Here is a 23,836-nt window from a genome sequence, read left to right as displayed (position 1 = left end):
GGGACAATAGATGGTGCAGCAACGGCTGCCCCTCAGCCGGCCGGAAATAACAGGATCATGCGCATGACCGATACGCTCGACGCAGCGAAACTGACCGATCGCGTCGCAGCCCTGGTCGAGGCTGCCAAACGGGCCGGCGCCGATGCGGCGGATGCGGTTGCGGTGCGCGGCCGTTCGACCGGCGTGTCGGTGCGGCTCGGCAAGGTCGAAGGCACAGAGGCGTCCGAGAGCGAAGACGTCTCGCTGCGTGTCTTCGTCGGCAAGCGGGTAGCGAGCGTTTCGGCAACGGCGGCATCCGACCCCAATATGCTGGCCGAGCGTGCCGTCGCCATGGCCAAAGTGTCGCCCGAAGATCCCTATCAGGGTCTCGCCGATCCGGCCTTGCTGGTCAAGACGCCGCGCGACCTCGATCTGTTCGACGCCACTCAGGTATCGGCCGACCAGTTGAAGGAAGCAGCCCTTGCCGCCGAGGCGGCGGCGCTTGCCGTCAAGGGCGTCACCAATTCGGCCGGCAGTAGCGCCAGTGCCGGGCTGGGCGGCCTTGTGCTCGCCACTTCGCATGGGTTTGTCGGCCATTATGTCGCGTCGCGCTTTTCGCGCTCGACCAGCGTGATCGCCGGCGAGGGCACCGGCATGGAGCGCGATTACGAATTCTCTTCGCGCCAGCATTTTTCCGATCTCGACGCGCCGGAAGACATCGGCCGCAAGGCCGGCGAGCGCGCTGTACGCCGTATTGGCGCGCGCAAGGCTGCGACCGGGCCGGTCGACGTGGTGTTCGATCCGCGCGTGGCGCGCGGCATTGCCGGCCATCTCGCCGGTGCCATCAATGGCGCCGCAGTGGCGCGCAAGACCAGCTTTCTGCGCGACATGATGGGCAAGAAGGTGGCTTCGGCCGCAATTACCGTCACCGACGAGCCGCTCCGGCGCCGCGGCCAGGCCTCGCGCCCGTTCGACGGCGAAGGCGTCGAGGGCGAAAAACTGTTCATGGTCGACAAGGGCGTGCTCAACCACTGGTTCCTGTCGACTTCCGCGGCTCGGGAACTCGGCCTCGTCACAAATGGGCGCGGCTCGCGCAACGGCTCGTCGGTCTCGCCGTCATCGACCAATCTTGCAATCGAGCCTGGCGAACGGACGCCGGAAGAGCTGATCAAGTCGCTCAAGACCGGCTTCTACGTCACCGAAGTGTTCGGCCAGGGCGTCGACATGGTGACGGGCGAATATAGCCGCGGCGCTTCCGGCTTCTGGATCGAAAACGGCGAGCTGGCCTATCCCGTCGCCGAGGTGACCATCGCCTCCAATTTGAAAACCATGTTCCTCAACATGGTTCCGGCGAGCGATCTCGATCGCAATTTCGGCACTGCCGCGCCCACGCTTTTGATCGAAGGAATGACCCTTGCCGGAGCTTGATCCGGCCGTCTCGGCCGGCGCTACTGAAGACCTGCAGCTGCTGCGCGACGCTGCCCGCGAAGCAGGGCTCATCGCCATGCAGTACTTCAACAACAATCCGCAGGTGTGGATGAAGGGCGGCACCTCGCCGGTCAGCGAAGCCGATCACGCCGCCGACAAATATCTGCGCGAAACCTTGCTGGCGGCCCGGCCGGACTATGGCTGGCTGTCGGAGGAAACCGTCGACGACCCGGTAAGGCTTATCGCGCGCCGCACCTTCGTCGTCGATCCGATCGACGGCACGCGCGGCTTCCTCGAGGGCTTGCCCACATGGTGCGTCAGTGTCGCGGTGGTCGAGAACGGCCGCACGCTTGCCGGCGTGCTCGACTGCCCGGCGAAGGGCGAGATCTATTGGGCGCTGCCCGGCGAGGGCGCGTTCCTGAATGGCAAGCGCATCAGCGTGCGTCCGCCGGCGGAAACGGCCGAAATCGCCGGACCGAAGCCGATGATCGACCTGCTGCCGGCGAAATGGCACAAACGGCTGAAGCGGGTGCCCTATATTCCGTCGCTCGCCTACCGGCTGGCGATGATCGCCGGCGGCCAGCTCGATGCCACCTTCGTCAAGGCCAACGCGCATGACTGGGACATCGCCGCGGCCGATCTCATCCTACGCGAGGCAGGCGGCGCCGTGCTCGATCGGCACGGCCGCGCGCCGCTCTATGCCGGCGAAGTGATCCGTCACGGACCGCTCGCCGCCGGCAGCGGCGAACTCCTCGCCGTGCTCGCCGGCGTCATCGCCGGGCTGGACAATTGAACATTATCAATAGTTCCAAAGTCGGCGGCTTTGGTCTAGACCTGTCTCAAACTCACGATATGTGAAGGATCGACATGGCCGCTGACGACGGAAAGAAACAGCTTTTGCACCTGGTGTTCGGCGGCGAACTCAAGAAGCTGGGCGGCACCGAATTCCGCGATCTCGACGCGCTCGACATCGTCGGCATTTATCCGGACTACCAATCGGCGCACGCCGTCTGGAAGGCCAAGGCGCAAGCCAGCGTCGACAATGCCCATATGCGCTATTTCGTCGTTCACCTGCACCGCCTGCTCGACCCCGAAAACAAGGCTGTCGGTTGACATCGATGAACCATGAAGCGGTCAAGCGATCAGCCCCGCGGTCGGCGGTCAGACGTCGCAAGCCGAAGACGTTCTGGCGCAAGATCCGCGAACCGCTGGCGCAGTCGCGATTCGTCAAGAATGCGCTTGCCGCGCTGTTTGCGTATTTCGTCCGCCTTGTCCGCTTGACCAACCGCATGGTCGACGGATCGGCCAAGTTTTCCGGCGGCGCCTATGCGCAGCTCGAGCCTGGCATTATCGCGCTCTGGCACGGCCAGCATTTGCTGACCCCGGCCTATTATCCCAAGGGACGGCCGCTGGTTGCCATGGTGTCGCGCAGCGCCGATGCCGAGCTCAACGCGCTGATGGTCGAGAAATTCGGCATCGAGGCGGTGCGCGGCTCTGGCGGGCGCGAAAGCGCAAGGCATCTCGACAAGGGCGGGGCCAAGGCGCTCATCGCCCTCAAAAAGTCGCTCGCCACCGGCAAGAATGTCGCCATGATTGCTGATATTCCCCACGGCACGCCGCGCGATGCGGGGCTGGGTGTCGTCCTCCTGGCGCGGCTGTCCGGCCGGCCGATCCTGCCTGCAGCCATAGCCACCAGCCGCCGCAAGGTGATCGAAGGCAGCTGGGACAAGACGACGATCAACCTGCCCTTCGGCCGCTCCTCGATTGTCGTCGGCACACCCGTCTTCGTGCCGGCCAACGCCGACGCCGCGGAAATGGAACGCAAGCGCCAGGAGGTCACGGCCTCGCTCAATGCCGCGACCGCCGAGGCTTATCGCCTTGTGGACGGTTCGAAATGAGTATGCGCTGGGCGCGCGCCTTCCTGACGGCATACCGTTTCGCCGGGGCCGCCGCCTACCCGCTGGTCGGACCTTACGTCGCCTGGCGCACGTCCAGAGGCAAGGAGGACCGCATTCGCCGGCGTGAACGCTACGGCGTCGCCGGACGCGAGCGCCCCGAAGGCCCGGTGATCTGGATCCATGCAGCCAGCGTCGGCGAGACCATCGCCGTCGTGCCGCTGGTCGAGAGCATTCTCGATTACGGCGTCAACATCGTGCTGACCACAGGCACCGTCACCTCGGCGCAGGTCGCCGAAGAACGGCTGGGCGACCGGATCATCCACCAATATGTGCCGCTCGACCTCAAGCCGGCGGTCAGCCGCTTCCTCGACCATTGGCAGCCGGACCTGGCGATCATCGCCGAATCGGAGATCTGGCCGATGACCATCCTGGAACTCGGCGCCCGCCGCGTGCCACAGGTTCTGGTCAACGGCAGGCTGTCCGACCGCTCTTTCAAATCCTGGAAGAAGCGCGCCAACATTGCCGAAGCATTGTTCGAAAATCTCGCCCATGTCGTTGCCCAATCGGATCTCGATGGCGAGCGCTTCCTTTCGCTCGGCGCCCGGCCGGTCACCGTGTCCGGCAATCTCAAGGTCGACACCGCGCCGCCGCCGGCCGACGAGCGGGCACTGGCGGCGCTGAAACGCCAGATCGGCGGTCGCCCGACCTGGGCGGCGATCTCGACCCATGATGGCGAAGAGGCGGTCGCCGCCGAAGTTCACGCCATGCTGCACAAGCGCCACCACGGGCTCTTGACGATCATCGTGCCGCGCCATCCCGATCGCGCCGGGCAGCTGGCCGCCCAGATTTCCGGCATGGGCCTGAAGCTGGCGCAGCGCAGCAAGGGCGACAGGATCACTGCCGACACCGATATTCTGCTCGGCGACACGATCGGCGAGATGGGGCTTTATCTGAGACTGACGGAAATCGCCTTTGTCGGCCGTTCGCTGACTTCCGAGGGCGGCCAGAACCCGCTGGAACCGGCCATGCTGGAGACGGCGGTGCTTGCCGGCCGCAACGTCCAGAATTTTCGCGAGGCCTATCAGCGCCTGCTCGATAGCGGCGGCGCCAAGCTGGTGCGCGACCGCGATATGCTGGCCGGCGCCGTCAATTTCCTTTTGACCAACGAGGCGGCCCGCCATGAGATGATGGCGGCGGGTGCGGCGACGGTCGACGAGATGCGCGGTGCGCTGGCACATACGCTCAGGTCGCTCGAGCCCTATATCCAGCCGCTGGTCGTCAAGTCGCGCCTGAAGGGCGCGAACGGGCGCTGACGTGACCTCGGAAGCGCCGCCCTTCTGGTGGGAAGAGCCCGACTGGCGGGTCACGGCGCTGTCGCCGCTCTCCGCCATCTATGCGCTTGTCGCCGGTCGCCGCATGCGGCATGCACCGCGCGAAAAGGTCGAGGCGCCGGTGCTCTGCGTCGGCAACTTCACCGTCGGCGGCACCGGCAAAACGCCGGTGGCGATCGCATTGGCCGAGCAGGCCCGGCGCATGCAACGCAATCCGGGTTTCCTGTCGCGCGGCCATGGCGGCTCCTTCGCGCAGCCGCATATCGTCGATCCGCACCACGACGCCGCCAAGCATGTCGGCGACGAGCCGCTACTTCTGGCCGAACACGCGCCGGTCGCGGTGACGCCGAACCGGGCCGCCGGCGCCAGGCTTCTGCTGGAGAAGCTCGGCTGCGATTTCCTGATCATGGATGACGGTTTTCAGAGCGCGCGCATCCACATCGACTATGCGCTCGTCGTCGTCGACGCGCGCCATGGCATCGGCAATGGCCGCGTCATCCCCGGCGGGCCGCTGCGGGCAAACATCGTCGACCAATTGGTCTTCACCAGCGCCTTGCTGAAAATGGGCGAGGGCACCGCGGCCGATACGGTCGTGCGCCAGGCAGCGCGCGCCGGCAGGCCGATCTTCGAGGCGCATACCGTGCCGAGCAGCAAGGTGACGCTGGCCGGCAGGCGGTTCCTGGCGTTCGCCGGCATCGGTCATCCCGACAGGTTTTTCGACACCGTAAGCGAGGCCGGGGGCGAGCTTGCGCTGACCCGACCATTTCCAGACCATCATTTCTACAGTGCGGACGAGCTTGCCGAATTGGCGGCGACAGCACGTAAAGCCGGGCTTGGCCTCATTACCACCGCCAAGGACGCTGCCCGCCTGCGTCACGGCGCAGCACCGCCAGAATTCCTCGACGGGCTCGATGTGCTGAAGATCGACACTGTGTTCGAGCTTGACCACGTGCCGCAGCGCATTATCGACGAGACGCTGGATGCCTGGCGGCAGCGCAGGCTGAGGGGTCGATCAGCAGCTTGAGCACCGAGGCGGTGTAGGACTGGAATTTGCAGCTTTCCGCCGGTCGAGCGTATTTTGTTCTTGCTTTGTGCCGGCAGCTATGCTACTGACTTCGGTATGGTGATGATTCGCCGGTGACCCGCCTTCGAGCCTGAGGCGGGTTTTTTATTTCAAGATAGGCTCTAAAGTTTCGGTGTTGCCGGCCTGACCCGGGGGGCAGAGGGCGCAGGATCGCAACGGGGCGACTCCCATTTGCGCTGGACTAGTCTAGACTAGCGTCGGCGGCGCAGTTCCGGATGCGCTTCGATCTCGCGGCGCAGCGAGGCGGCGGCATTCACATAGGGTTCCTGCCTGGCGACACTCCAGTATTTGAGCTCGTCGAGCGGGATGCTCTCGCCGGTCACCGCGCAGCGCACGAAGGCGCCGGGGCTGGTCACCTGGAAGTCGCCATCGAGATAGCGGATGCGGGCTTCCTTGCCGCCGGGACCTTCGAAACGGTTCATCATGGGGTGGTGCCGAAATTCATGACGATGTCATCGCCACAAATTGCGGCGAGGTCAAGCTTGGTTGGCCTTGCCTGGTTCTGTTTCTGGTGACACTTGCTCAAACAAGCCGGCAAAGCGAATGCCAATGCATGTCGCGCAAAGTGTGCGGCGGTTTTGCGCGACATGCATAAACACAAGAACCTGAAGCACGTCGCATGATGCCGGTCGAACGCGACGCGTCTTAGGCATCTCATTCCTCGGCCGTGATAAACTGCTCGATCTTCTCCGCTGGCAGCCCTGCCTGGACGGCGATGCGCCGGGCGAGTTCGGCGGCCGCTGCGCGCGGCCGCCCCAGCGGCCGATCGAGCCAGTAGGATATCGGGCTGAGAACGCTGCGTTCGTCGACGGCGACGATGCGGCCCGACTTCAATTGGTCCACCGTCAACGGCGGACGTGCCAGCGCAACGCCGAGCCCGTGCGCGGCGGCGTCGAGCACGAGGTTGTAGTCCTCGAAACGGCGGTCGTGCGGCCGCGGCCGATAGTCCATCTCCTGCGCCGCAAACCAGGCGCGCCAGGCCGAAGCGTCGGAATCGTTGATCACCGGAAATTCGAGCAGCCGGGCAGGATCTCCGCGGCCGATCTCCCTGGCCAATTCCGGAGAGGCGACCGGGAACACATATTCTTCGAAAAGCTGCACCGAGATCCGGCCCGGAATGCGGCCGCGCCCGCAGCGGATCGACAGGTCGATGCCTTCGTCGGCAAGATCGCCCTGGCGGATGTCGACGTCGAGCACGATGCGCAGCTTGGACGGGTGGTTCTCCAGCGCCGCCATGCGCGGCATCAGCCACAGCCCGCTGACCGAGGGGATCGAGGTCAGCCGCACCACCGCCGTGCCGCGCGGCTCAACCCAGCGATCCGAATTGCTGGCGATCAGGGCGAAGGCTTCGGTGGTGCGCAGATGCAGGCGGTTGCCTTCGACGGTCAGCGAGACGCCGCGCGCGCCGCGATCGAAGACTTTCAGCCCGAGCCAACCCTCGAGCTTGGCGATCTGCCGGCTGACGGCGCCATGGGTGATATTGAGCTTCTCGGCCGCAGCCGAAAAGCTGCCGGTCCGAGCCGCGGCGTCGAAGGCGCGCAGCGTTTCGAGCGGCAGCATCGGGTCTAAGCTGTGATCCATAGTCACAGGTGATCCTCGATTTGTTCGTTTGTCAACCGACCCGCAATAGCGTTTCTCTACTTGATGGCATTGGATCGCGAGGACACCCAGATGAGCGCTTACACCGGCACGTTGAATACGACACAGCGCATGGATGCCGCGGCTGCCATCGCGGTGGCGCTGACGGTGGTCGGCTGGGCCTCGGCCTTTCCGGCGATCCGCGCCGGCCTTGCCGCTTTCGGGCCGCTGGAACTTGGCGCGCTGCGCTTTGCCATCGCCGCGGTTCCGGCGGCGATCTTTCTCGCTGTCAAGCGGCCGGCACTGCCCAGGCTCGATGAACTCTGGCGCTTTGTCTTCGGTGGTGCCGTCTTCGTCGCGCTGTACACGGTGATGCTCAATTTCGGTGAACTGACCGTTTCGGCCGGTGCGGCCGGCTTCATCATCAATGTCAGCCCGATCTTCACCGCCATCATGGCCATGGCGCTGCTCGGCGAACGCTTCTCGGGCCTGGCCTGGGCCGGCACATTCCTGTCCTTCGCCGGTATCGGCATCATCGCCATGGGCGAGGGGCAAGGGCTGCATTTCAACAGTGGTGCGCTGCTTGTCCTCGGCTCGGCATTGTGCTCGGCCGTCAACACCATCGTCCAGAAGCCGCTGTTTGGCCGCCACCACCCGCTGACGATCTCTGCCTCGAACATGGTGCTTGGCGCGCTCTGCCTGTCGCCCTTCCTGCCGAGCGGTCTGGCGCAGGCGGCGGTCGCCGACACCGCCGGGCTCGGCGCGGTCATCTTTCTTGGCATCGTGCCCAGCCTCATCGCCTATGCCGCGTGGGCAACAGCACTTTCCCGGCTGCCCGCCGCGCGCGCTTCCAATTTCCTCTACCTGGTCTCGCCGGTCGCGACGCTGATCGGCTTCTTCTGGCTGGGCGAAGTGCCGACAGTGCTCGGCATCATCGGCGGCGCGCTGGCGCTTGGTGGCGTCATCGTGGTGAATTTGAAGAGATGAATCAGATGGTTGAGGCCTTTTGCCGACTCAAACCGGCTACTGACGGCCATTGCGATGCAGACACGAGCCAGGCGGGTGTCTATGTTGATCGCGTTGGCGAAGCGCAGTAAGGGTCGACATGGGAATGCAGTTTATCTCCGCAGTTTTTTTCGTGTTGCTGCTCAGCCAAAAAGCCGCCGCGGGTTGGTATCAGGTCGAAAATTACGAAGGTTTCATTGGGCCTAACCCAGTCCACCTGTCGCTGCAGAGGAATGACAGTTTCGGCAGCGGGATTACGGTCGAGGGGAGCTATTTCTACGACGCGAAGCAAAGCCCGATAGCCGTGTACGGCAAGATCAACGGCACCAGCGTGTCCCTTTGCGAGGTTGCGGACGACAAGGAATTCGACCGGGTCCTGGTCATGGGATCGAAAACGCCCGTCGACACTACTGGATGCCCATTTTCTCTGGACATTGGTGAAAGCGGTGCAACGGGGGCATGGAGCAAGGGTGCGGACAAACATCCCGTTACGCTCAAGAAAGTTGCGAGCCTGGACGATACCGGCGACGGGAAGATTGATGGAACCGTTGAGATCCCGTTCTGGGCGCAGACCGCCACCGATAGATTTGCGGGAATCTACGCGAAAACCGACGCCGGCATTTGCATGGAAAAGTTGCTAGTCATCAGCAAGCGCAGCAAGAAAGTCGTTCAAGAGATCGTTTTCGATGACGAAGATTGCGACGCGGGCATGCTGATGACACCAATCTATATGAACGTTCAAAAACACACGGAAAAAACCGTCGAGATTATTTCTGTAAGCTTTCGCGGCGGCGGCGCCGGCTATAGCATGGACTATGCTTTCTCTCCTAAAACCAAAAAGTATCATAAATTGGTGAACTGAGCGGGTGCCCGCTTGGCATTGCGCAGGGTAAGGCTTACCGCCTGCCGAACAGCCTCTCGATATCCGACAGCTTGAGCTCGATGTAGGTGGGGCGGCCGTGGTTGCAGGTGCCGGAGCCGGGCGTCGCCTCCATCTGGCGCAGCAGCGCGTTCATCTCTTCGGGCTTGAGCAGACGGCCGGAACGCACCGAGCCGTGGCAGGCCATGGTCGCGGCTATTTTGTCCAGCCGCTCCTTCAGCGTGTCGACCGTATCGTTGTCGGCGATCTCGTCAGCGAGGTCGCGCACCAGCTGCTGGACGTTGGTCTCACCAAGCATCGACGGCGTCTCGCGCACCGCGACGGCACCGGGGCCGAAGCGCTCGATGCCGAGGCCGAAGCGGGCCAGCGTCTCGGAGTGCATGGCGAGCCGCTCGGCATCTTCCTCCGACAGATCGACGATTTCGGGCAGCAGCAACATCTGTGACGGCACCGCGCGTGAGTGCAGCGCATTTTTCAAGGCCTCATAGACCAGCCGCTCATGCGCCGCATGCTGGTCGACGATGACGAGCGAATCCCTAGTCTGGGCGACGATGTAGTTCTCATGCACTTGTGCGCGCGCCGCGCCCAATGCCGTGCCGAGCAGCGTCTCTGCCGCCTGGTCCTGTCCGGCGCGCGCGTCGGCACTGTGCAGCGGCCCGGCATCGAACGCCGCCTGCTCGTCCTCGCCCAAGCCGCCGCCCATAGCGAGCGGCCGCTGCGGCGAACGGGCCGGATCGAACCCGGCAAAGCCTGAGGCCCGATAGGCGGCCTCGTAACTGCGGTGACCGTTGGCCGGCCCGCCATGCGCATAGGATGCCGCGCCTGGCCGGAACGCCGCCATCATGCCGGCGGCCCCCGTGGTGGCGGCGCGGATGCCGGCATGGGCCAGTGCTTCACGGATGGCGCCGACGATCAGCCCGCGCACCAGCCCCGGGTCGCGGAAGCGCACGTCTGCCTTGGCCGGGTGGACGTTGACGTCGACGATCGCCGGATCGAGCGTCAGGAACAGCACGGTGACGGCATGGCGGTCGCGCGGCAGCACGTCGGCGAAGGCGCCGCGAATGGCGCCGGCGATCAATTTGTCACGCACCGGGCGGCCGTTGACATAGGCGTATTGCTGTAGCGCGTTGGCGCGGGTGAAGGAGGGGACCGAGACATGGCCGGCGAGGTGCACGCCGTCCCGCATCGCGTCGATGGCGATCGCATTGTCCGGAAAGTCGGCGCCCATCACCTGTGCCACCCGGCGCAGCCGGCCTTCCGGGCTGTCGTCGGTCGCCGGCAGTTCCAGCGTCGAGCGGTCCGGGCCGGCCAGAGTGAAGCGCACGGCGGGGAAGGCGATGGCGATGCGCTTGACCACGTCGCCGATGGCCGAGCTTTCGGCGCGCTCGCCCTTCATGAATTTGAGCCGCGCCGGCGTGGCGAAGAACAGGTCGCGCACCTCGACCGTGGTGCCGCGATTGGCGGCGGCCGGCCTGACGGCGGAGACGCGACCGCCGTCGATGCCGATCTCGGCGGCGTTGTCACTGGACACGGTGCGCGAGCGGATCGACAGCCGCGCCACCGAGCCGATCGAAGGCAAGGCCTCGCCGCGAAAGCCGAGCGAGCGGATGTCGTGAATGTCGTCGGCGAGCTTGGAGGTGCAATGGCGCGCGATCGCCAGCGCCAGTTCCTTTTCCGGAATGCCCGAGCCGTCATCGCTGACGCGGATCAGGTTCAGCCCGCCGCCGGCGGTGACGATCTCGACTCTGGTAGCGCCGGCATCGAGCGCGTTCTCGACCAGTTCCTTGACCACGCTTGCCGGACGCTCGATGACTTCGCCGGCGGCGATCTGGTTGATCATCGTTTCGGAAAGCTGGCGGATTGGCATGGCAGCACTATAGGCGGATTCGTGGCCGATACGGGAGGGTAGAATTGCGGAATCCACGCAGCTGACCGCGACCAGCCGCTCGTGCCTTCAACTCATGAGCTTGGGCAGCGCTGCCGCCAGTGCATCGACGGCAAGGCGGACTTTCATCGGCAGATGAGGCGTCTGCAACCAAAGGGCATGAACGTCGTAGAGAAACCGGGATTGTTCCGGCAATAGCAGGACAAGCGCGCCTGCCTGGATGCGCCGGCGAACCAGCCAGTACGGCAGCCAGGCGAGCCCCATGCCAGCGGCCGCGGCATCGGCAATGGCATCGAGATCGTCGAGCCGCAATCTGCTGACGGGCCGGATCTCCATCGCGGGCTGGCCGTTGCGCGGAAACAGCCACGGCTGAACGGCGCGCCCGGAACGGCGGTAGATGATCGCGTGATGGCGGCCCAGGTCATCTATTTCCTGCGGCTGGCCGTGCCGGTCGAGATAGGACGGCGACGCGCAGACGACCATGTGCTGGCGCGCGATGCGACGCGCCATTGCCTCGGCCTGGTCCTCCAGGTCGCCCGTTCTAATGGCAAGATCGCAGCCGTCCTCGGCGAGGTCGGCGAGGGTGTCGCTGAACGACAGATCAAGTTCCAGCGCCGGATATTGCTGCGCAAGCCCGAACAGGATCGGGGCAACGCAGCGCCGGCCGAAATGCACCGGCATGAGCACGCGCAGCTTTCCGCGCGGTTCGGCAAGCTGGTCGGCGGCGAGTGCATCCGCGGCCTCCGCTTCGGCAAGCACCAGCCGGCAGCGTTCGTAATAGGCGCGCCCGAAATCCGTCAGGCTTTGGCGGCGTGTGGTCCGGTTGATGAGGCGCACGCTCAGGCGCTCCTCGAGAAACCGGACATGTTTGCCGACCATCGGCCCGGACAGATCGAGAGCGGCCGCCGCGGCCGCGAACGAGCCCAGGTCGACGGCTTTGACGAACACGGCCATGCTCGTAAGGCGATCCATATTCAAAACCTACAGTTTCTGCTGATCTACTCAAGCGGCTATTTATCCGCCTGATCGCCGCTGGCATAGCTGATTCAGTTCAAATATTTTGGAGTTGTGACCGATGGCGCGTGTCGTTCGTTTTCATGAGCTTGGTGGTCCCGAGGTTCTGCGCATCGAGAATGTCGACATGCCTGCGCCCGGGCGAGGCGAGGTCCAGATCCGTGTCAAGGCGTTGGGTCTCAACCGGGCCGAGGCGCTGCTACGTTCAGGCAGATATATCCAGACTGCGCCCTTACCTTCGGGTCTTGGGCTTGAGGCGGCGGGTGTCGTCGAGGTGGTCGGCGAAGGCGTGAGCGGTGTTGCGCCGGGCGATGCCGTCAGCATCGTGCCGCCATTGTCGATGGTACGCTGGCCTGCCTATGGTGAGATTGCCACATACCCCGCCGAGCTCGTCGTCAAGCACCCGCCGGCGCTGAGCTGGGAAGAGGCGGCCGCCGCGTGGATGCAATATCTCACGGCCTATGGTGCGCTGATCGACATTGCCCAACTTGGCCGGGACGACTTTGTCGTTATCACTGCGGCCTCGAGCAGTGTCGGACTTGCGGCGATCCAGATCGCCAACCTGGTTGGCGCGACCCCGATCGCGGTCACGCGGACGTCCGCCAAGAAGCGGGCTTTGGTTGCGTTCGGCGCGGCCCACGTCATCGCTTCGGCGGAAGAAGATCTGGAGGCCAGGCTGAAGGAAATCGCCGGCCCGGACGGCGTGCGCGTGGTGTTCGACGCCGTCGGCGGTCCGATTTTCGAGCCTCTGACGGCAGCGATGGCACCGGGTGGCATTCTCATCGAATATGGCGGCTTGAGCCTCGACCCGACACCCTTTCGGCTACCTGCAGTGCTGGCAAAGACACTGACGCTGCGCGGTTATCTCATGCATGAGATCGTGCGCGATCCGGTCCGGCTGCAGGCCGCCAAGGCGTTCATCCTTGACGGACTGAGCTCGGGTTCGCTGAAGCCGGCAATCGCCAGAACCTTTCCGTTCGACCAGATCGTCGAGGCGCATCGTTATCTCGAAGCGAACGAACAATTCGGCAAGATCGTTGTAACGGTTTGACCGGGCATTTATCGGCATCACGCCTGCGCCGCCAGCCAGTCCCGCACCTTGCGGGCGTTGTCGCTGAGCTCGCGGTTCCTCGACCAGATGACATGAAAGCCCTTGCCGGTCGTCATCGTGTGGTCGGTGACGCGCACCAGCAGCCCTGATGCCAGCAGCCGCTCGGCGAGGTGACCCCAGCCGAGCGCGATGCCTTGCCCTTCCATGACTGCCTGGATCACCAGCGCATAGTCGTTGATACGCAAGCCACGTCCGGCATCGGCGATGTCGACACCAGCCGAGGCGAACCACTCGTCCCAGCTCGCGGCCTCGCGAAACGGCTCTTCGAGATGGATGAGGCGGTGCGATTGAAGGTCCGCGACACGCTCCGGCAGCCCGAACCGGGCCACATAACTCGCGCCGGCGACGGGGAATATCACTTCATCGGCCAACGGCAGCGAATGATAATCCGGCCATTCCCTGGGCTCGCCGCCGCGCACGCCGAGCGGGATGTCCTCGGCGATGATGTCGAGATCGCGGTCGGCGGTCTGGATGCGCAGGTCGATGCCCGGCAATTCGTCGCGAAACTGCTGCAGGCGCGGCATCATCCAGAATGAGGCGAAGGCGGTCGAGGCGGCGAGCGTCACATGCGCGCCGACGGCGATCTGGCGCAGATCCTCCGCCGACTTGCGGATGTGCGACAGGCCGAGCGAGACGTCGGCATGGAAGCGGTCGCCGGCCTCGGTAAGGCTGACTTGCCGGTGGCGGCGCTGGAAGAGTTTGGCGCCGAGCTGTTCTTCGAGCCCGCGGATCGCGTAGGACACGGCAGCCTGCGTCATGCCGAGTTCCCGTCCGGCGGCGGTAAAGCTCGACAGCCGCCCGGCGGCCTCGAAAACGATCAGGCTGCCCGCCGACGGCAGCAGATGGCGCAAGCTTCGCATAAGCTGACCTTATACAAGAGATCAGGATTTTCCAGCGTCACAGCTGCATTTTGTGTGGCTAGATTGGTCGAGACAGGAAGATGGAGCCTTCATGAACGCACCGGCCGTTGAAGTGAGCGAACATACCAATCGTCGCGCGGGTGGCCGCCTGGGGCGCAAGGCGCTGCGAGGCGCACCCGTTGCGTCATTTCCGACCCTGGTCCGCAAGATTCCGGTGTATCAGATGGTTCCGGACGAGGCGGTGGAGCTGATCCACCAGGAATCGCTCTCGATCCTCGAAGAGGTGGGATGCGAGTTCCGCGACGACGAGGCGATCGCAATGTGGAAGGCGGCGGGCGCCGATGTCTGGGAGACGAGGGTCCGCATCGACCGCGCCCTGCTCATGGAGCTCATCTCGAAGGTCCCGTCGGAATTTACGCTCAATGCGAGGAATCCCCAGCGTTCGGTACATGTGGGTGGCAACAACTCCATCTTCGTGCCGATGTATGGCGCGCCTTACGTTCGCGACCTCGACAACAACAGGCGCTACGGCACACTCGCCGACCTCAACAATTTCCACAAGCTCGCCTACATGGCGCCGGCGCTGCATTCGTCGAGCTCGATCATTTGCGAGCCGATGGAAATTCCAGTGCCGAAGCGTCATCTCCACATCATACATTCGGCGCTTAAGCACTCCGACAAGCCGTTCATGGGCATCGTGACGTCCAGGGATCGGGCCGAAGACACGATGGCGATGGCGGGCATCGTGTTCGGCGAGGACTATGTCCGCGACAACCCGGTGCTGGTTGCGATCACCAACTGCAATTCGCCGCTGGTCTGGGATGCCACCATGCTGGACGCGATGAAAGTCTATGCGCGCCACAACCAGCCGCTGATCCTCGCGCCCTTCGCCCTTTGTGGCGCCTCGACTTCGGCCTCTGCCGTCGGTGCGGTCGCGCAGGTCAATGCCGAAGCGCTGGCGGGCGTCGCGTTCACACAGCTGTTGCGTCCGGGTTCGCCGCAGATCTACGGACAGTTCATGGTGACGGTCGACATGAAGACCGGCGCTCCCATGGGCGGCACGCCGGAGGCGGCCCAGATGATGTATCTCATGGGCGCGCTGGCGCGGAAGTATCGGCTGCCGTGGCGCACGTCCGGTTTCCATGTCGGCTCGAAGCTGAACGACGCCCAGGCGGGCTACGAGGCGAACATGCTGATGCATGCCGCCATCCTTGCCGGCGCCAACTACATCTGGCACTCCGCCGGCTGGCTCGAGGCCGGCCTGACCTGCGGCTATTCGAAATTTGCCACCGACTGCGAGCAGCTTGTCGGCTGGTACAAATATGCTGGCGGGCTGCCATTCGACGATTTCAAGGAGGCTATGGCTGCGATCCGCGAGGTCGGACCGCAGGGCCATTTCCTCGGCACCCAGCACACGCTCGAACATTTCGAGTCCGCCTTCTTCATACCGAGCATCATGGACTTCAATTCGTTCGAACAGTGGAAGGCGGAAGGAGCAAAGGACCACGATACCCGCGGCCGCGAGAAAGCGCGCAACATGCTCGCCGATTACGAGGAGCCGAAGCTCGATGAGGGCATCGCCGATGGTCTCAAAGATTTGATTGCGCGGCGCGAGGAGAAACTGCCGGACAGCGTTAGTTGATAACGGGCGAAGACCCGATGGGAACCATAACGGAGGAAAAAATGACACTCTTCAGAAGCAACGGCGATCGCGTACCGAGCGCCATCGAAGCGATGGCCAGCGAGGCGCGTGCAGGTCGTGTGGATCGGCGCGAGTTTCTGGCTCTGGCAAGCGCCTTCGGAGCATCGACGGCCCTTGCCTACGGCATGATCGATCTTGCCGTGCCACAACGGGCTTTGGCTGAAGAGCCGAAGAAAGGCGGCACGCTCCACGTTTCGATGTCGGTGAAGGCACAGAAGGATCCGCGCACCTACGACTGGGTGGAACTTGCGAACATTTCACGCTGCTGGCTGGAGCCGCTTGTCCGCTACACCCGCCAGTTTACATTCGAGCCGGTTCTGCTTGAAAGCTGGGAGGTCAACGACGACGCCACCGAATATGTGCTGCATGTTCGCAAGGGCATCGCCTGGAACAACGGCGATGCTTTTAGCGCCGATGACGTGGTCTACAATCTGACGCGCTGGTGCGAGAAGGCTGCCGCCGGCAATTCGATGGCCGCGCGCGTCGGTGCGCTGATCGATGCAAAGACCGGCAAGGCCAGGGAAGGGGCGATCACCAAGGTCGACGACAACACGGTGAAGCTGAAGCTGAACGAACCGGACATCTCGCTGATCCCGAACTTCACCGACTATCCGGCGCTGGTGGTCCATCGCAACTTCGATGCCGACGGCGCCAATCCGATCGAGAAGCCGATTGGCACCGGGCCGTTCGAACTGGTGTCTTATGCGGTCGGCCAGAAAGCGGTCGTCAAACGTCGTGAGACTGGCAAATGGTGGGGTGGTGAAGCGCTTCTCGACGGCGTCGAATTCATCGACTACGGAACCGATTTCAACGCCTCGATAAATGCATTCGACTCCGGCGAAATCGATCTCAACTTCGAGACGCCTGCCGACTTCATAGACATCCTCGACAAGATGGGACTGGTAAAATCGGAGGTCGCGACAGCGACCACGCTCGTCGCCCGCACCAACATCACGCACAAGCCCTACGATGACAAGCGGGTCCGCAATGCCCTCCAGATGGCCGTCGACAACAATGCGGTGCTCGAACTTGGCTATGCCGGGCGAGGCACCGTGGGTGAAAATCACCACGTCAGCCCGATTCATCCGGAATACTACGCGCTGCCCAAGAAGACACGCGACGCCGCGGGCGCCAAGAAGCTGATGGCGGAGGCCGGGCAGGCCGACTTCGAGCATGAACTGATCACCGTCGAGGACGATTGGCAAAAGAACACCGGCGACGCGATTGCCGGCCAGTTGCGCGATGCCGGGATCAAAGTAAAGCGCACGGTGCTGCCGGGTTCGACCTTCTGGAACGACTGGACGAAATATCCTTATTCCATGACCATCTGGTACATGCGCCCGCTTGGCGTCCAGGTGTTGGCGCTCGGCTATCGCACCGGCGAGGCCTGGAACGAAACCGGCTACTCGAACCCTGATTTCGATGCCAAGCTCAAGCAGGCTCTCTCGCTCATCGACGTCGAGAAGCGCCGCGAGGTCATGAAGGACATCGAGCAGATCCTGCAGGATTCGGGCGTCATCATTCAGCCGTTTTGGCAGAAGCTGTTCAGCCACATGAACGAGAAGGTGAAGAGCTACGGTGTCCACCAAACCTTCGAGATGGATCTCCAGAACGTCTGGCTGAACGCCTGAGTTGCCAGCAGAGGACGCGTTGCAGGATTTCATGGACCGCAAGAAAGCCGACGGGCAAGATGCGTGGTACTGATAGCTTCCGTCAGTGAACAATCGGGGACACCCATGAAACTGCCACTTTTTGTTGCCGCGCTTTCGATGGCCTTGCCGGCGGCCGCGTTTGCCGGCCCCGCTGCCAACGCCGTGAAGTTCTTCTATGTCCCGTCGGTCAAATTCGAGGCCGATTCGCAATATCGCGGCCGCTTCACCGCACCGGTGACGAAACTGTTCGAACTGAACGACAATGCGGCAAAGAACCATCCGGATGAAGTTCCCTGCATCGACTTCGCCCCTGGTCTCGATGCGCAGGACTATGACGAAAAGACCGTGGCCAAGACGCTGACGCTGGCCGAAACGCTGGATGGCGACAGCGCCGAGGTGACGGCGACCTTCAACCTTTTTCCGGAAGGGGATGATTCCAAACGCGAAATGGTCTGGTCGTTGAAGAAGATCGACGGCCAGTGGAAGGTCGCCGACATCACCTCGAAGACCAGCGGGTGGACGCTGAGTGCGCTCGAATGCCTGGCCGGGCAGTCGCCGGAGTGATGCCGTGCTCCGCTGTCATCCCTGGCTTTTGGCGACTGCGTGCCTGCTGGCCGGATTGAGCAGCGCCGCCGCTCAGGGCCTGTTCGGCGCGCCGCCCGCAAACGCGCCGGCCGACAGTGCGGCACCGAAGGCAGTTTTGCCGCCGGCAGAAAACGCGCCGGCCGCACCCGTGCAGCCGGGCTCGCCGACCGCGGTGGTGAAGCCGTTCTACGAGCATGCCGGGCTCGAGGTCGATCCGGCTCAGCGGGGCCATTTCACCGACCCGGCAAAGTCGGTGCTCGACAAGAGCGACGCGCTGCGGAAGTCGGGGCAGGGCGAATGCCTCGATCCCAACATGGCGCTCGACAATTCCGAATACGACAAGGCGGAGATCGACAAAAGCCTAAAGACCATCGAAGCGATCAAGGGCGACGAGGCCAAGGTCGTCGTCGCCTTCGTCGTCGCCGGCAACCCGCACCGGCTGGAGTGGAAATTCAGGAAAGTCGACGGCGACTGGAAGATATCGGACCTTCTCTCGGTGACCGGCGAATGGGCGCTAAGCCAATACCAGTGTGAGTGAGAACGGAACCGATGAAGATCACCAACATCCGCGTCACCCACGTCAACGTCCCGCTCGATGCTCCGTTCTGGTGGACGGCTGGTCTCTACGGCGGCGCCTCGAAATCGATCATCGAGGTCGAGACGGACGAAGGCGTGGTCGGACTGGGCGAGGCGCCATGGTGGCATTTCGGCGAGGTGATCAAGGCCGAGATCGCTCCGGCGCTGATTAGCGCCGATCCGCTCGACATCGCCGACTGCGAGGCGCGCTGTGTGCCGCCCTGGCAGATCACCGCCAACACCGGCGAGAACGCAGCCACGGTGGCGTTCGGCGCCGTCGACCTGGCGCTGTGGGATATAAGAGGCAAGGTCTTCGGTATGCCGCTCTATAAGCTGCTCGGCGGCGCGGTGCGCAAGGACATTCCGTTTTCGGAATATTTCGCCTTTCGCCCCGCTCAAGGCGGAGCCGGCGGCGAGATGACCGCCGAAGCGATCGTCGACTACTGTCTCGGCATGCGAGAACAGCACGGCTCGACGATCTTCGAGGGCAAGCTGATCATGGGCGATCCCGAGCTCGAGATCAGGACAGTGCGCATGCTGCGCGAGGCGCTTGGCGACAAGGCGCAGATCAAACTCGATTCCAACATGCAGTGGTCGCTAACCACAGCGCGCTGGGTACTGCGCGAGATCGAGCCGTTCAACATCCGCAATTACGAGGATCCGGTCGCGACCTTCGAGGAGATGGCGGCGCTGCGCCAGCATTCGCGCATTCCGTTCTCCACGCACATCCCGGATCTCAGGCGGGCAGTCGCGCTCGGTGCGCCGGATTACTTCGTCTGCAATTTCGCAGCACTCGGCGGATTGTCGAAAACTCTGAAATTCATCGCCGCCTGTGAGGCGATGGGCAAGGGGTTCTGGTGCTATTCGAACGATCTCGGCATCATGACATCGGCCTATTTGCACGTCGTGGCGGCGACACCGTGGATCACCGAAGCATCGCAGTCGCTGTTTCGCTGGCAGATCGGCGATGTCATCAAGGACGGCCCATTCCGGCAGACCGGCAATACGGTGCGTGTGCCGGAGGGGCATGGCCTGGGCGTCGAACTCGATCCGGCTTCGATGAAGCGCTGGGCGGGCCACTTCGCCGAACATGGGCCGATGCACTATTTCAGCGATCCGAACAATCCCAGCCGCTACCGGCGGCTGCCGCTCAACTGATGCGAAGTGCACGTGACCGTTCGATGAGAAGAGGTCCTGTCGTGGTTGCTTTATTCGCGGCGGTTTGCGTCCTGGCCTGCGCTGTCAGCTGGGAGGCAGGAAGCCGCGCGGTGGCCCGCGTGCCTCAGCAAAGCTTCACGCTGCCTGTGGGGTTGCCGGTGGAGCGCAGCGTTCTGAAGCAGGAGGGCGCGCCCGACCTTGCCGGTTGGGTGGCGGATCGGCAGGACAGTTGCGGAACAATCGTGCTGTTACACGGACGCGGTTCAAACAAGCTGGCCATGGTTCCAAGAGCGAAGCTGCTTTTCGAAAGCGGCTACTCGATCGTGCTGTTCGATCTCTCGGGACATGGCGAAAGCGGCGGCGATATCAGAGGCTTTGGTTACATCGAACGGCAGGACGCCAGTCGCATCCTCGCCTTTGCGCGGCAACGCTTCCCTGGTCGCAAGGTGGCGGCCATCGGTTCGTCGCTTGGTGCGGCTGCTTTTGTGTTTGGCGCTCAGCAGGAGCATGCCGATGCCTATGTCCTGGAGCAGCTCTACGCGACTTTGCTGGAAACCACGGCGTTGCGAGCGCCCTTGCCTATGTTACGCGACGTACAGGCGACCGTCCTCTTGGCGCAGATGCAGCTCCGCCTTGGCTTCGGGGTAGATGATGTCAGGCCGGTCGATCGCATCGGCACTATTGATCGGCCGATCTTGCTGCTAGCAGGCAATTCGGATCCGTTTGTCGCTCGCAGCCAGACACTGGCTTTGAAAGATGCGGCAGGCGCTCACGCAAAGCTGGTGTGGTTCGACGGCGCGCGGCATGTTGATCTCTATCGCTATGACCAACAGCGGTACCGCGACGCGGTGATGCCTTTCCTGGAGACCAACCTGTGCCGGACCGGGATCAGATGAGCCGCTCCGTCCGATTAGCCGCGCCCGCGATAGGGGGCGACGCCGGTGTCGGGCAGCCACACACCTTCCGGCGGTGCGCCGGTTTGCCAGAACACGTCGATCGGAATGCCGCCCCGCGGATACCAGTAGCCGCCGATGCGCAACCACAATGGCTTGGTCGCGGCGATGATACGGCGACCGATCATGACGGTGCATTCTTCATGGAAGGCGCCGTGGTTGCGAAACGAGGTCATGAACAGCTTGAGCGACTTCGATTCCACCAGCAGCGCGTCGGGTGCGTAGTCGATGACGATATGGGCGAAGTCCGGCTGGCCGGTGACGGGGCAGAGCGAGGTGAATTCCGGGCAGGTGAAGCGAACGATGGCCGGCGGGCCGTCGCCGCGCGAAAACGGCACGGTTTCCAGGACGGCCGCTTCAGGGCTCTGTGGCGCCTCGACGTTGGTGCCGAGCTGGGTGAGGTTTTTCGTATCGGTCATGAGCAGGTTCCTTGCTGCATGTCGCCCAAAACTGCGCAGCGATTTTGGGACAGCGACATGCGTAAAAACAAAAATTTGCCGCTCATTAGCACAATTTGAAACAGCAGGAAGACGATGACTAGCAACGACCCGCTCCTCCAGCCCTATCAGCTCAAGCATCTGACGCTGAAGAACCGGGTGATGTCGACCAGCCATGAGCCGGCCTATTCAGAGGACGGCATGCCGAAGGAGCGGTACCGGCTCTACCATGCCGAAAAGGCCAAGGGCGGCATGGCGCTGACCATGACCGCCGGTTCGGCGATCGTCTCGCGCGACAGCCCGGCCGCTTTTGGCAATCTGCATGTCTATGACGACCGCATCGTGTCGTGGCTCGCCGAGCTGACCGATGCCTGCCACGAGCACGATTGCAAGGTGATGATACAGATCACCCATCTCGGCCGCCGCACCGGTTGGAACAAGGCCGACTGGCTGCCAGTCCTGTCGGCTTCGCCGGTTCGCGAACCCGCCCACCGCGCCTTTCCCAAGACTATCGAGGACTGGGACATCGAGCGCATCGTCGCCGACTATGCCGCTGCCGCCCAGCGCTGCCAGGCTGCCGGCCTCGATGGCATCGAATTCGAGGCCTACGGCCACCTGATGGACGGCTTCTGGTCGCCGGCCACCAACCAGCGCGACGATGATTTCGGTGGCTCGCTCGACAACCGCTTGCGCTTCACCGGCATGGTGCTCGACGCGGTGCGGGCGGCGGTCGGCCAAAAATTCGTCGTCGGCATCCGCATGGTCGCCGACGAGGATTTCGAGAAAGGCCTGTCGAAACAGGAGGGCGTCGAAATCGCCAGGCGGCTGGCCGAATCCGGCAAGGTCGATTTCCTCAACATCATCCGTGGCTCGATCGAGACCGATGCCGCGCTGACCAAGGTCATCCCGGTGACCGGCATGCGCTCGTCACCACATCTCGACTTCGCAGGGGAGGTGAGAGCGGCGACGAAATTCCCGACCTTCCATGCGGCGCGGATTTCCGACGTCGCCACCGCGCGCCACGCCATCGCCACCGGCAAGCTCGACATGGTCGGCATGACGCGTGCCCACATTGCCGACCCGCATATCGTCAAAAAAGTGATGGAGGGCCGCGAGCACGAGATCCGTCCTTGCGTCGGCGCCACCTATTGCCTCGACCGCATCTATGAGGGCGGCGAGGCACTGTGCATCCACAATGCGGCGACGGGCCGCGAGGCGTCGATACCGCATATTATTCCGAAAACCGAGGGACCGAAGCGGAAGGTGGTCGTCGTCGGCGCCGGCGCCGGCGGGCTGGAGGCGGCGCGGGTCGCCGCCGAACGTGGGCACCAGGTGACGGTGCTGGAAGCATCGAGCCAGGCCGGCGGCCAGGTGCGGCTGGCAACGCAGAACCCGCGCCGCAAGGAATTGATCGGCATCATCGACTGGCGTCTGGCCGAACTCGACCGGCTCGGCGTCGAGATCCGCTACGATAAATGGGCGGAGACGGACGACGTGCTGGCGCTGTCGCCGGACGCGGTGGTGATCGCCACCGGCGGCCTGCCGCAGAACCCGCCTCTGACAGCGGGCGACGATCTCGTCACCTCGAGCTGGGACATCATGGCCGGCAGCGTCAAGCCGGCCGAGAACGTGCTGCTCTATGACGACAATGGCGGCCATCAGGGCATGGGTGCCGCCGAACTGATCGCCAATAGCGGTGCCAGGCTGGAGCTGGTTTCACCGGAGCGCTTCTTCGCGCCGGAAATGGGCGGCATGAACCATGTGCCCTACATGCGCGCCTTCCAGGAAAAGGGTGTCACGGTGACCATCAACACACGGCTACGTTCTGTGCGGCGCGAGGGCAACCAGCTGATCGCCGAGCTCGCCTCCGACTTCGCCGATGGCTGGCGCGGCGAGCGGCGCGTCGACCAGGTGGTGGTCGAGCATGGCACGCTGCCACTCGACGATCTCTATCTGGCGCTGAAGCCGCTGTCGAAGAACGCCGGCGCGATCGATTACGAAAAACTGGTCAATGGCGGCGACATCTTCCCCGTGCGCAATCCGCAAAGTGGCTTCGTGCTCTTCCGCATCGGCGACGCAGTTGCCTCGCGTAACATCCATGCCGCAATCTATGACGGCATCAGGTTCGGCTTGCGGATCTGAGGAATATTTTGGATTGATTGGTGGCGCGCAGCCGAACCTCCGTACGGAGAGCCACCACGGTACTTTGGTCCGGGCTGCGCGCCGCGCACGCCGCCCGGCCATCGCCGGGCACCGTACGACCTTGCGATTGCGGCAGGACGTTCAAAACATCCTGGCGGTGGCCATGCAGAATACGGTGATGACCAGCAGGCCGCCGGCGATGCGTTCGCCTTTTGTCATCTTGGCGCGCAACTGGGTTTGCTTCGCCGCATCAGCGCCGGCCAGCTGCCTGCTGGCGGAACCCACCAATGCGCCCTGAACCGCGGCTGCGATCAAGGCAGTCAAGATGCCGAGCGCCAGGACTTTTTCCATCGAACCGAAAGAACCGTTGTGGAAGAAATACCACAGCAGCAAACCCGTGAGGAAAACCACGCCGGCGGCGCCCATTTGCGGCCGGAAGAAACGTTCCGCCCTGATCTCCGGTTCGCGGGCAACCGCGATGGTGGTGCCGGCCCAGAACACACCCGCCATGACGTGAAGGCCGAGGACGATGATGTAGACATATTGCATGACCGCATTTCCTCTCTTGCCCGCCGCTA

The 23,836-nt window shown here is 63.6% G+C and carries 23 protein-coding genes; 16 read left to right on the top strand and 7 right to left on the bottom strand.

Translation table 11 applies throughout. From position 1 onward, the window contains the following. Nucleotides 1-63 precede the first annotated feature (63 nt). From NKH80_RS24120 to lpxK, 6 genes are all read left to right on the top strand, one after another. On the top strand, nucleotides 64-1,407 hold the full coding sequence (locus tag NKH80_RS24120; RefSeq protein WP_352993977.1) for a TldD/PmbA family protein: 1,344 nt from the start codon (nucleotides 64-66) through the stop codon (nucleotides 1,405-1,407). Then, nucleotides 1,394-2,200, top strand: coding sequence for a 3'(2'),5'-bisphosphate nucleotidase CysQ (locus tag NKH80_RS24115; protein ID WP_254817456.1), 807 nt, complete (start codon nucleotides 1,394-1,396; stop codon nucleotides 2,198-2,200). Before NKH80_RS24120 ends, NKH80_RS24115 begins: the two co-directional genes overlap by 14 nt. Nucleotides 2,201-2,274: 74 nt before the next feature. Further along, complete coding sequence (locus NKH80_RS24110) at nucleotides 2,275-2,520, top strand: DUF4170 domain-containing protein (protein WP_352993973.1); 246 nt, start codon at nucleotides 2,275-2,277, stop codon at nucleotides 2,518-2,520. A 5-nt stretch (nucleotides 2,521-2,525) separates the two neighbouring features. Continuing rightward, complete coding sequence (locus tag NKH80_RS24105) at nucleotides 2,526-3,305, top strand: lysophospholipid acyltransferase family protein (RefSeq protein WP_023717166.1); 780 nt, start codon at nucleotides 2,526-2,528, stop codon at nucleotides 3,303-3,305. Continuing rightward, nucleotides 3,302-4,618, top strand: a complete 1,317-nt coding sequence (waaA, locus tag NKH80_RS24100; protein WP_254817457.1) for a lipid IV(A) 3-deoxy-D-manno-octulosonic acid transferase — start codon at nucleotides 3,302-3,304, stop codon at nucleotides 4,616-4,618. The genes NKH80_RS24105 and waaA overlap by 4 nt, the downstream gene beginning before the upstream one ends. Nucleotide 4,619: 1 nt before the next feature. Beyond that, nucleotides 4,620-5,660 (top strand): tetraacyldisaccharide 4'-kinase, encoded by a 1,041-nt coding sequence (gene lpxK, locus NKH80_RS24095; protein WP_352993970.1) that lies wholly within the window; start codon nucleotides 4,620-4,622, stop codon nucleotides 5,658-5,660. 251 nt (nucleotides 5,661-5,911) lie between these two features. Here the strand turns inward: lpxK and NKH80_RS24090 are convergent, their stop codons facing one another. Both NKH80_RS24090 and NKH80_RS24085 read right to left on the bottom strand, forming a co-directional pair. Next, a complete protein-coding gene (locus NKH80_RS24090) occupies nucleotides 5,912-6,145 on the bottom strand; it encodes a DUF2093 domain-containing protein (protein WP_031211156.1) in 234 nt (77 codons plus the stop codon). A gap of 229 nt (nucleotides 6,146-6,374) precedes the next feature. Continuing rightward, a complete protein-coding gene (locus NKH80_RS24085; protein ID WP_352993966.1) occupies nucleotides 6,375-7,301 on the bottom strand; it encodes a LysR family transcriptional regulator in 927 nt (308 codons plus the stop codon). A 90-nt stretch (nucleotides 7,302-7,391) separates the two neighbouring features. On the opposite strand from NKH80_RS24085, the gene NKH80_RS24080 reads away from it, so the two are divergent. Then, the gene (locus NKH80_RS24080) at nucleotides 7,392-8,285 is read left to right on the top strand and encodes a DMT family transporter (RefSeq protein ID WP_352479940.1); all 894 of its coding nucleotides are present in this window, start codon (nucleotides 7,392-7,394) and stop codon (nucleotides 8,283-8,285) included. A 124-nt stretch (nucleotides 8,286-8,409) separates the two neighbouring features. Beyond that, a complete protein-coding gene (locus tag NKH80_RS24075; protein WP_352993962.1) occupies nucleotides 8,410-9,165 on the top strand; it encodes a hypothetical protein in 756 nt (251 codons plus the stop codon). 34 nt (nucleotides 9,166-9,199) lie between these two features. Here the strand turns inward: NKH80_RS24075 and mutL are convergent, their stop codons facing one another. Together mutL and NKH80_RS24065 are read right to left on the bottom strand one after the other, a co-directional pair. Next, a complete protein-coding gene (gene mutL / locus NKH80_RS24070; RefSeq protein WP_352479969.1) occupies nucleotides 9,200-11,050 on the bottom strand; it encodes a DNA mismatch repair endonuclease MutL in 1,851 nt (616 codons plus the stop codon). An 87-nt stretch (nucleotides 11,051-11,137) separates the two neighbouring features. Then, nucleotides 11,138-12,040, bottom strand: a complete 903-nt coding sequence (locus NKH80_RS24065) for a LysR family transcriptional regulator (protein ID WP_352993959.1) — start codon at nucleotides 12,038-12,040, stop codon at nucleotides 11,138-11,140. A gap of 103 nt (nucleotides 12,041-12,143) precedes the next feature. On the opposite strand from NKH80_RS24065, the gene NKH80_RS24060 reads away from it, so the two are divergent. After that, nucleotides 12,144-13,133 carry a zinc-dependent alcohol dehydrogenase family protein gene (locus NKH80_RS24060; RefSeq protein ID WP_352993956.1) on the top strand — a complete coding sequence of 330 codons (990 nt, stop codon included), beginning with the start codon at nucleotides 12,144-12,146 and terminating at the stop codon, nucleotides 13,131-13,133. Between the two features lie 17 nt (nucleotides 13,134-13,150). Here the strand turns inward: NKH80_RS24060 and NKH80_RS24055 are convergent, their stop codons facing one another. Continuing rightward, complete coding sequence (locus NKH80_RS24055) at nucleotides 13,151-14,053, bottom strand: LysR substrate-binding domain-containing protein (RefSeq protein WP_352881602.1); 903 nt, start codon at nucleotides 14,051-14,053, stop codon at nucleotides 13,151-13,153. Nucleotides 14,054-14,144: 91 nt separating this feature from the next. Here NKH80_RS24055 and NKH80_RS24050 point away from each other — a divergent pair, with 91 nt between their 5' ends. The 6 genes from NKH80_RS24050 (at nucleotide 14,145) to NKH80_RS24025 (ending at nucleotide 20,622) form a co-directional block, all read left to right on the top strand. Next, complete coding sequence (locus tag NKH80_RS24050; RefSeq protein ID WP_352993953.1) at nucleotides 14,145-15,695, top strand: trimethylamine methyltransferase family protein; 1,551 nt, start codon at nucleotides 14,145-14,147, stop codon at nucleotides 15,693-15,695. A gap of 41 nt (nucleotides 15,696-15,736) precedes the next feature. Further along, entirely contained in the window at nucleotides 15,737-17,386 is a 1,650-nt protein-coding gene (locus NKH80_RS24045) for an ABC transporter substrate-binding protein (protein ID WP_352993951.1), read from the top strand. 105 nt (nucleotides 17,387-17,491) lie between these two features. Then, entirely contained in the window at nucleotides 17,492-17,971 is a 480-nt protein-coding gene (locus NKH80_RS24040; protein WP_352993949.1) for a DUF3828 domain-containing protein, read from the top strand. Nucleotides 17,972-17,975: 4 nt separating this feature from the next. Continuing rightward, nucleotides 17,976-18,530 (top strand): hypothetical protein, encoded by a 555-nt coding sequence (locus tag NKH80_RS24035; protein WP_352993946.1) that lies wholly within the window; start codon nucleotides 17,976-17,978, stop codon nucleotides 18,528-18,530. An 11-nt stretch (nucleotides 18,531-18,541) separates the two neighbouring features. Continuing rightward, nucleotides 18,542-19,726: a mandelate racemase/muconate lactonizing enzyme family protein gene (locus tag NKH80_RS24030; protein WP_352993943.1), complete on the top strand. Its 1,185-nt coding sequence runs from the start codon at nucleotides 18,542-18,544 to the stop codon at nucleotides 19,724-19,726. A 110-nt stretch (nucleotides 19,727-19,836) separates the two neighbouring features. Further along, nucleotides 19,837-20,622 (top strand): alpha/beta hydrolase, encoded by a 786-nt coding sequence (locus tag NKH80_RS24025; protein WP_352993940.1) that lies wholly within the window; start codon nucleotides 19,837-19,839, stop codon nucleotides 20,620-20,622. Nucleotides 20,623-20,636: 14 nt separating this feature from the next. On the opposite strand, the gene queF is transcribed toward NKH80_RS24025, so the two are convergent. Beyond that, nucleotides 20,637-21,098 (bottom strand): preQ(1) synthase, encoded by a 462-nt coding sequence (queF, locus tag NKH80_RS24020; protein WP_023674394.1) that lies wholly within the window; start codon nucleotides 21,096-21,098, stop codon nucleotides 20,637-20,639. Nucleotides 21,099-21,212: 114 nt separating this feature from the next. Here queF and NKH80_RS24015 point away from each other — a divergent pair, with 114 nt between their 5' ends. Continuing rightward, nucleotides 21,213-23,258: an oxidoreductase gene (locus NKH80_RS24015; protein WP_352650331.1), complete on the top strand. Its 2,046-nt coding sequence runs from the start codon at nucleotides 21,213-21,215 to the stop codon at nucleotides 23,256-23,258. Between the two features lie 141 nt (nucleotides 23,259-23,399). On the opposite strand, the gene NKH80_RS24010 is transcribed toward NKH80_RS24015, so the two are convergent. Next, nucleotides 23,400-23,807 (bottom strand): hypothetical protein, encoded by a 408-nt coding sequence (locus NKH80_RS24010; RefSeq protein WP_352650330.1) that lies wholly within the window; start codon nucleotides 23,805-23,807, stop codon nucleotides 23,400-23,402. Between the last annotated feature and the right edge of the window lie 29 nt (nucleotides 23,808-23,836).

The organism is Mesorhizobium sp. M0904 (genome assembly GCF_040319475.1).
Taxonomy (GTDB): domain Bacteria; phylum Pseudomonadota; class Alphaproteobacteria; order Rhizobiales; family Rhizobiaceae; genus Mesorhizobium.
Note: the sequence above shows the minus strand (reverse complement) of the source record. Positions and strands in the feature narration are given on the sequence as shown.

Coding starts and splice junctions, on each gene's coding strand:
- NKH80_RS24065 (WP_352993959.1), bottom strand. CDS start 12,040: ATGGATCGCCTTACGAGCATGGCCGTGTTCGTCAAAGCCGTCGACCTG.
- NKH80_RS24045 (WP_352993951.1), top strand. CDS start 15,737: ATGACACTCTTCAGAAGCAACGGCGATCGCGTACCGAGCGCCATCGAA.
- waaA (WP_254817457.1), top strand. CDS start 3,302: ATGAGTATGCGCTGGGCGCGCGCCTTCCTGACGGCATACCGTTTCGCC.
- NKH80_RS24050 (WP_352993953.1), top strand. CDS start 14,145: ATGAACGCACCGGCCGTTGAAGTGAGCGAACATACCAATCGTCGCGCG.
- NKH80_RS24080 (WP_352479940.1), top strand. CDS start 7,392: ATGAGCGCTTACACCGGCACGTTGAATACGACACAGCGCATGGATGCC.
- mutL (WP_352479969.1), bottom strand. CDS start 11,050: ATGCCAATCCGCCAGCTTTCCGAAACGATGATCAACCAGATCGCCGCC.
- queF (WP_023674394.1), bottom strand. CDS start 21,098: ATGACCGATACGAAAAACCTCACCCAGCTCGGCACCAACGTCGAGGCG.
- NKH80_RS24010 (WP_352650330.1), bottom strand. CDS start 23,807: ATGCAATATGTCTACATCATCGTCCTCGGCCTTCACGTCATGGCGGGT.
- NKH80_RS24015 (WP_352650331.1), top strand. CDS start 21,213: ATGACTAGCAACGACCCGCTCCTCCAGCCCTATCAGCTCAAGCATCTG.
- NKH80_RS24120 (WP_352993977.1), top strand. CDS start 64: ATGACCGATACGCTCGACGCAGCGAAACTGACCGATCGCGTCGCAGCC.
- NKH80_RS24090 (WP_031211156.1), bottom strand. CDS start 6,145: ATGATGAACCGTTTCGAAGGTCCCGGCGGCAAGGAAGCCCGCATCCGC.
- NKH80_RS24040 (WP_352993949.1), top strand. CDS start 17,492: ATGAAACTGCCACTTTTTGTTGCCGCGCTTTCGATGGCCTTGCCGGCG.
- NKH80_RS24055 (WP_352881602.1), bottom strand. CDS start 14,053: ATGCGAAGCTTGCGCCATCTGCTGCCGTCGGCGGGCAGCCTGATCGTT.
- NKH80_RS24060 (WP_352993956.1), top strand. CDS start 12,144: ATGGCGCGTGTCGTTCGTTTTCATGAGCTTGGTGGTCCCGAGGTTCTG.
- NKH80_RS24030 (WP_352993943.1), top strand. CDS start 18,542: ATGAAGATCACCAACATCCGCGTCACCCACGTCAACGTCCCGCTCGAT.
- NKH80_RS24075 (WP_352993962.1), top strand. CDS start 8,410: ATGCAGTTTATCTCCGCAGTTTTTTTCGTGTTGCTGCTCAGCCAAAAA.
- NKH80_RS24110 (WP_352993973.1), top strand. CDS start 2,275: ATGGCCGCTGACGACGGAAAGAAACAGCTTTTGCACCTGGTGTTCGGC.
- NKH80_RS24105 (WP_023717166.1), top strand. CDS start 2,526: ATGAACCATGAAGCGGTCAAGCGATCAGCCCCGCGGTCGGCGGTCAGA.
- NKH80_RS24085 (WP_352993966.1), bottom strand. CDS start 7,301: ATGGATCACAGCTTAGACCCGATGCTGCCGCTCGAAACGCTGCGCGCC.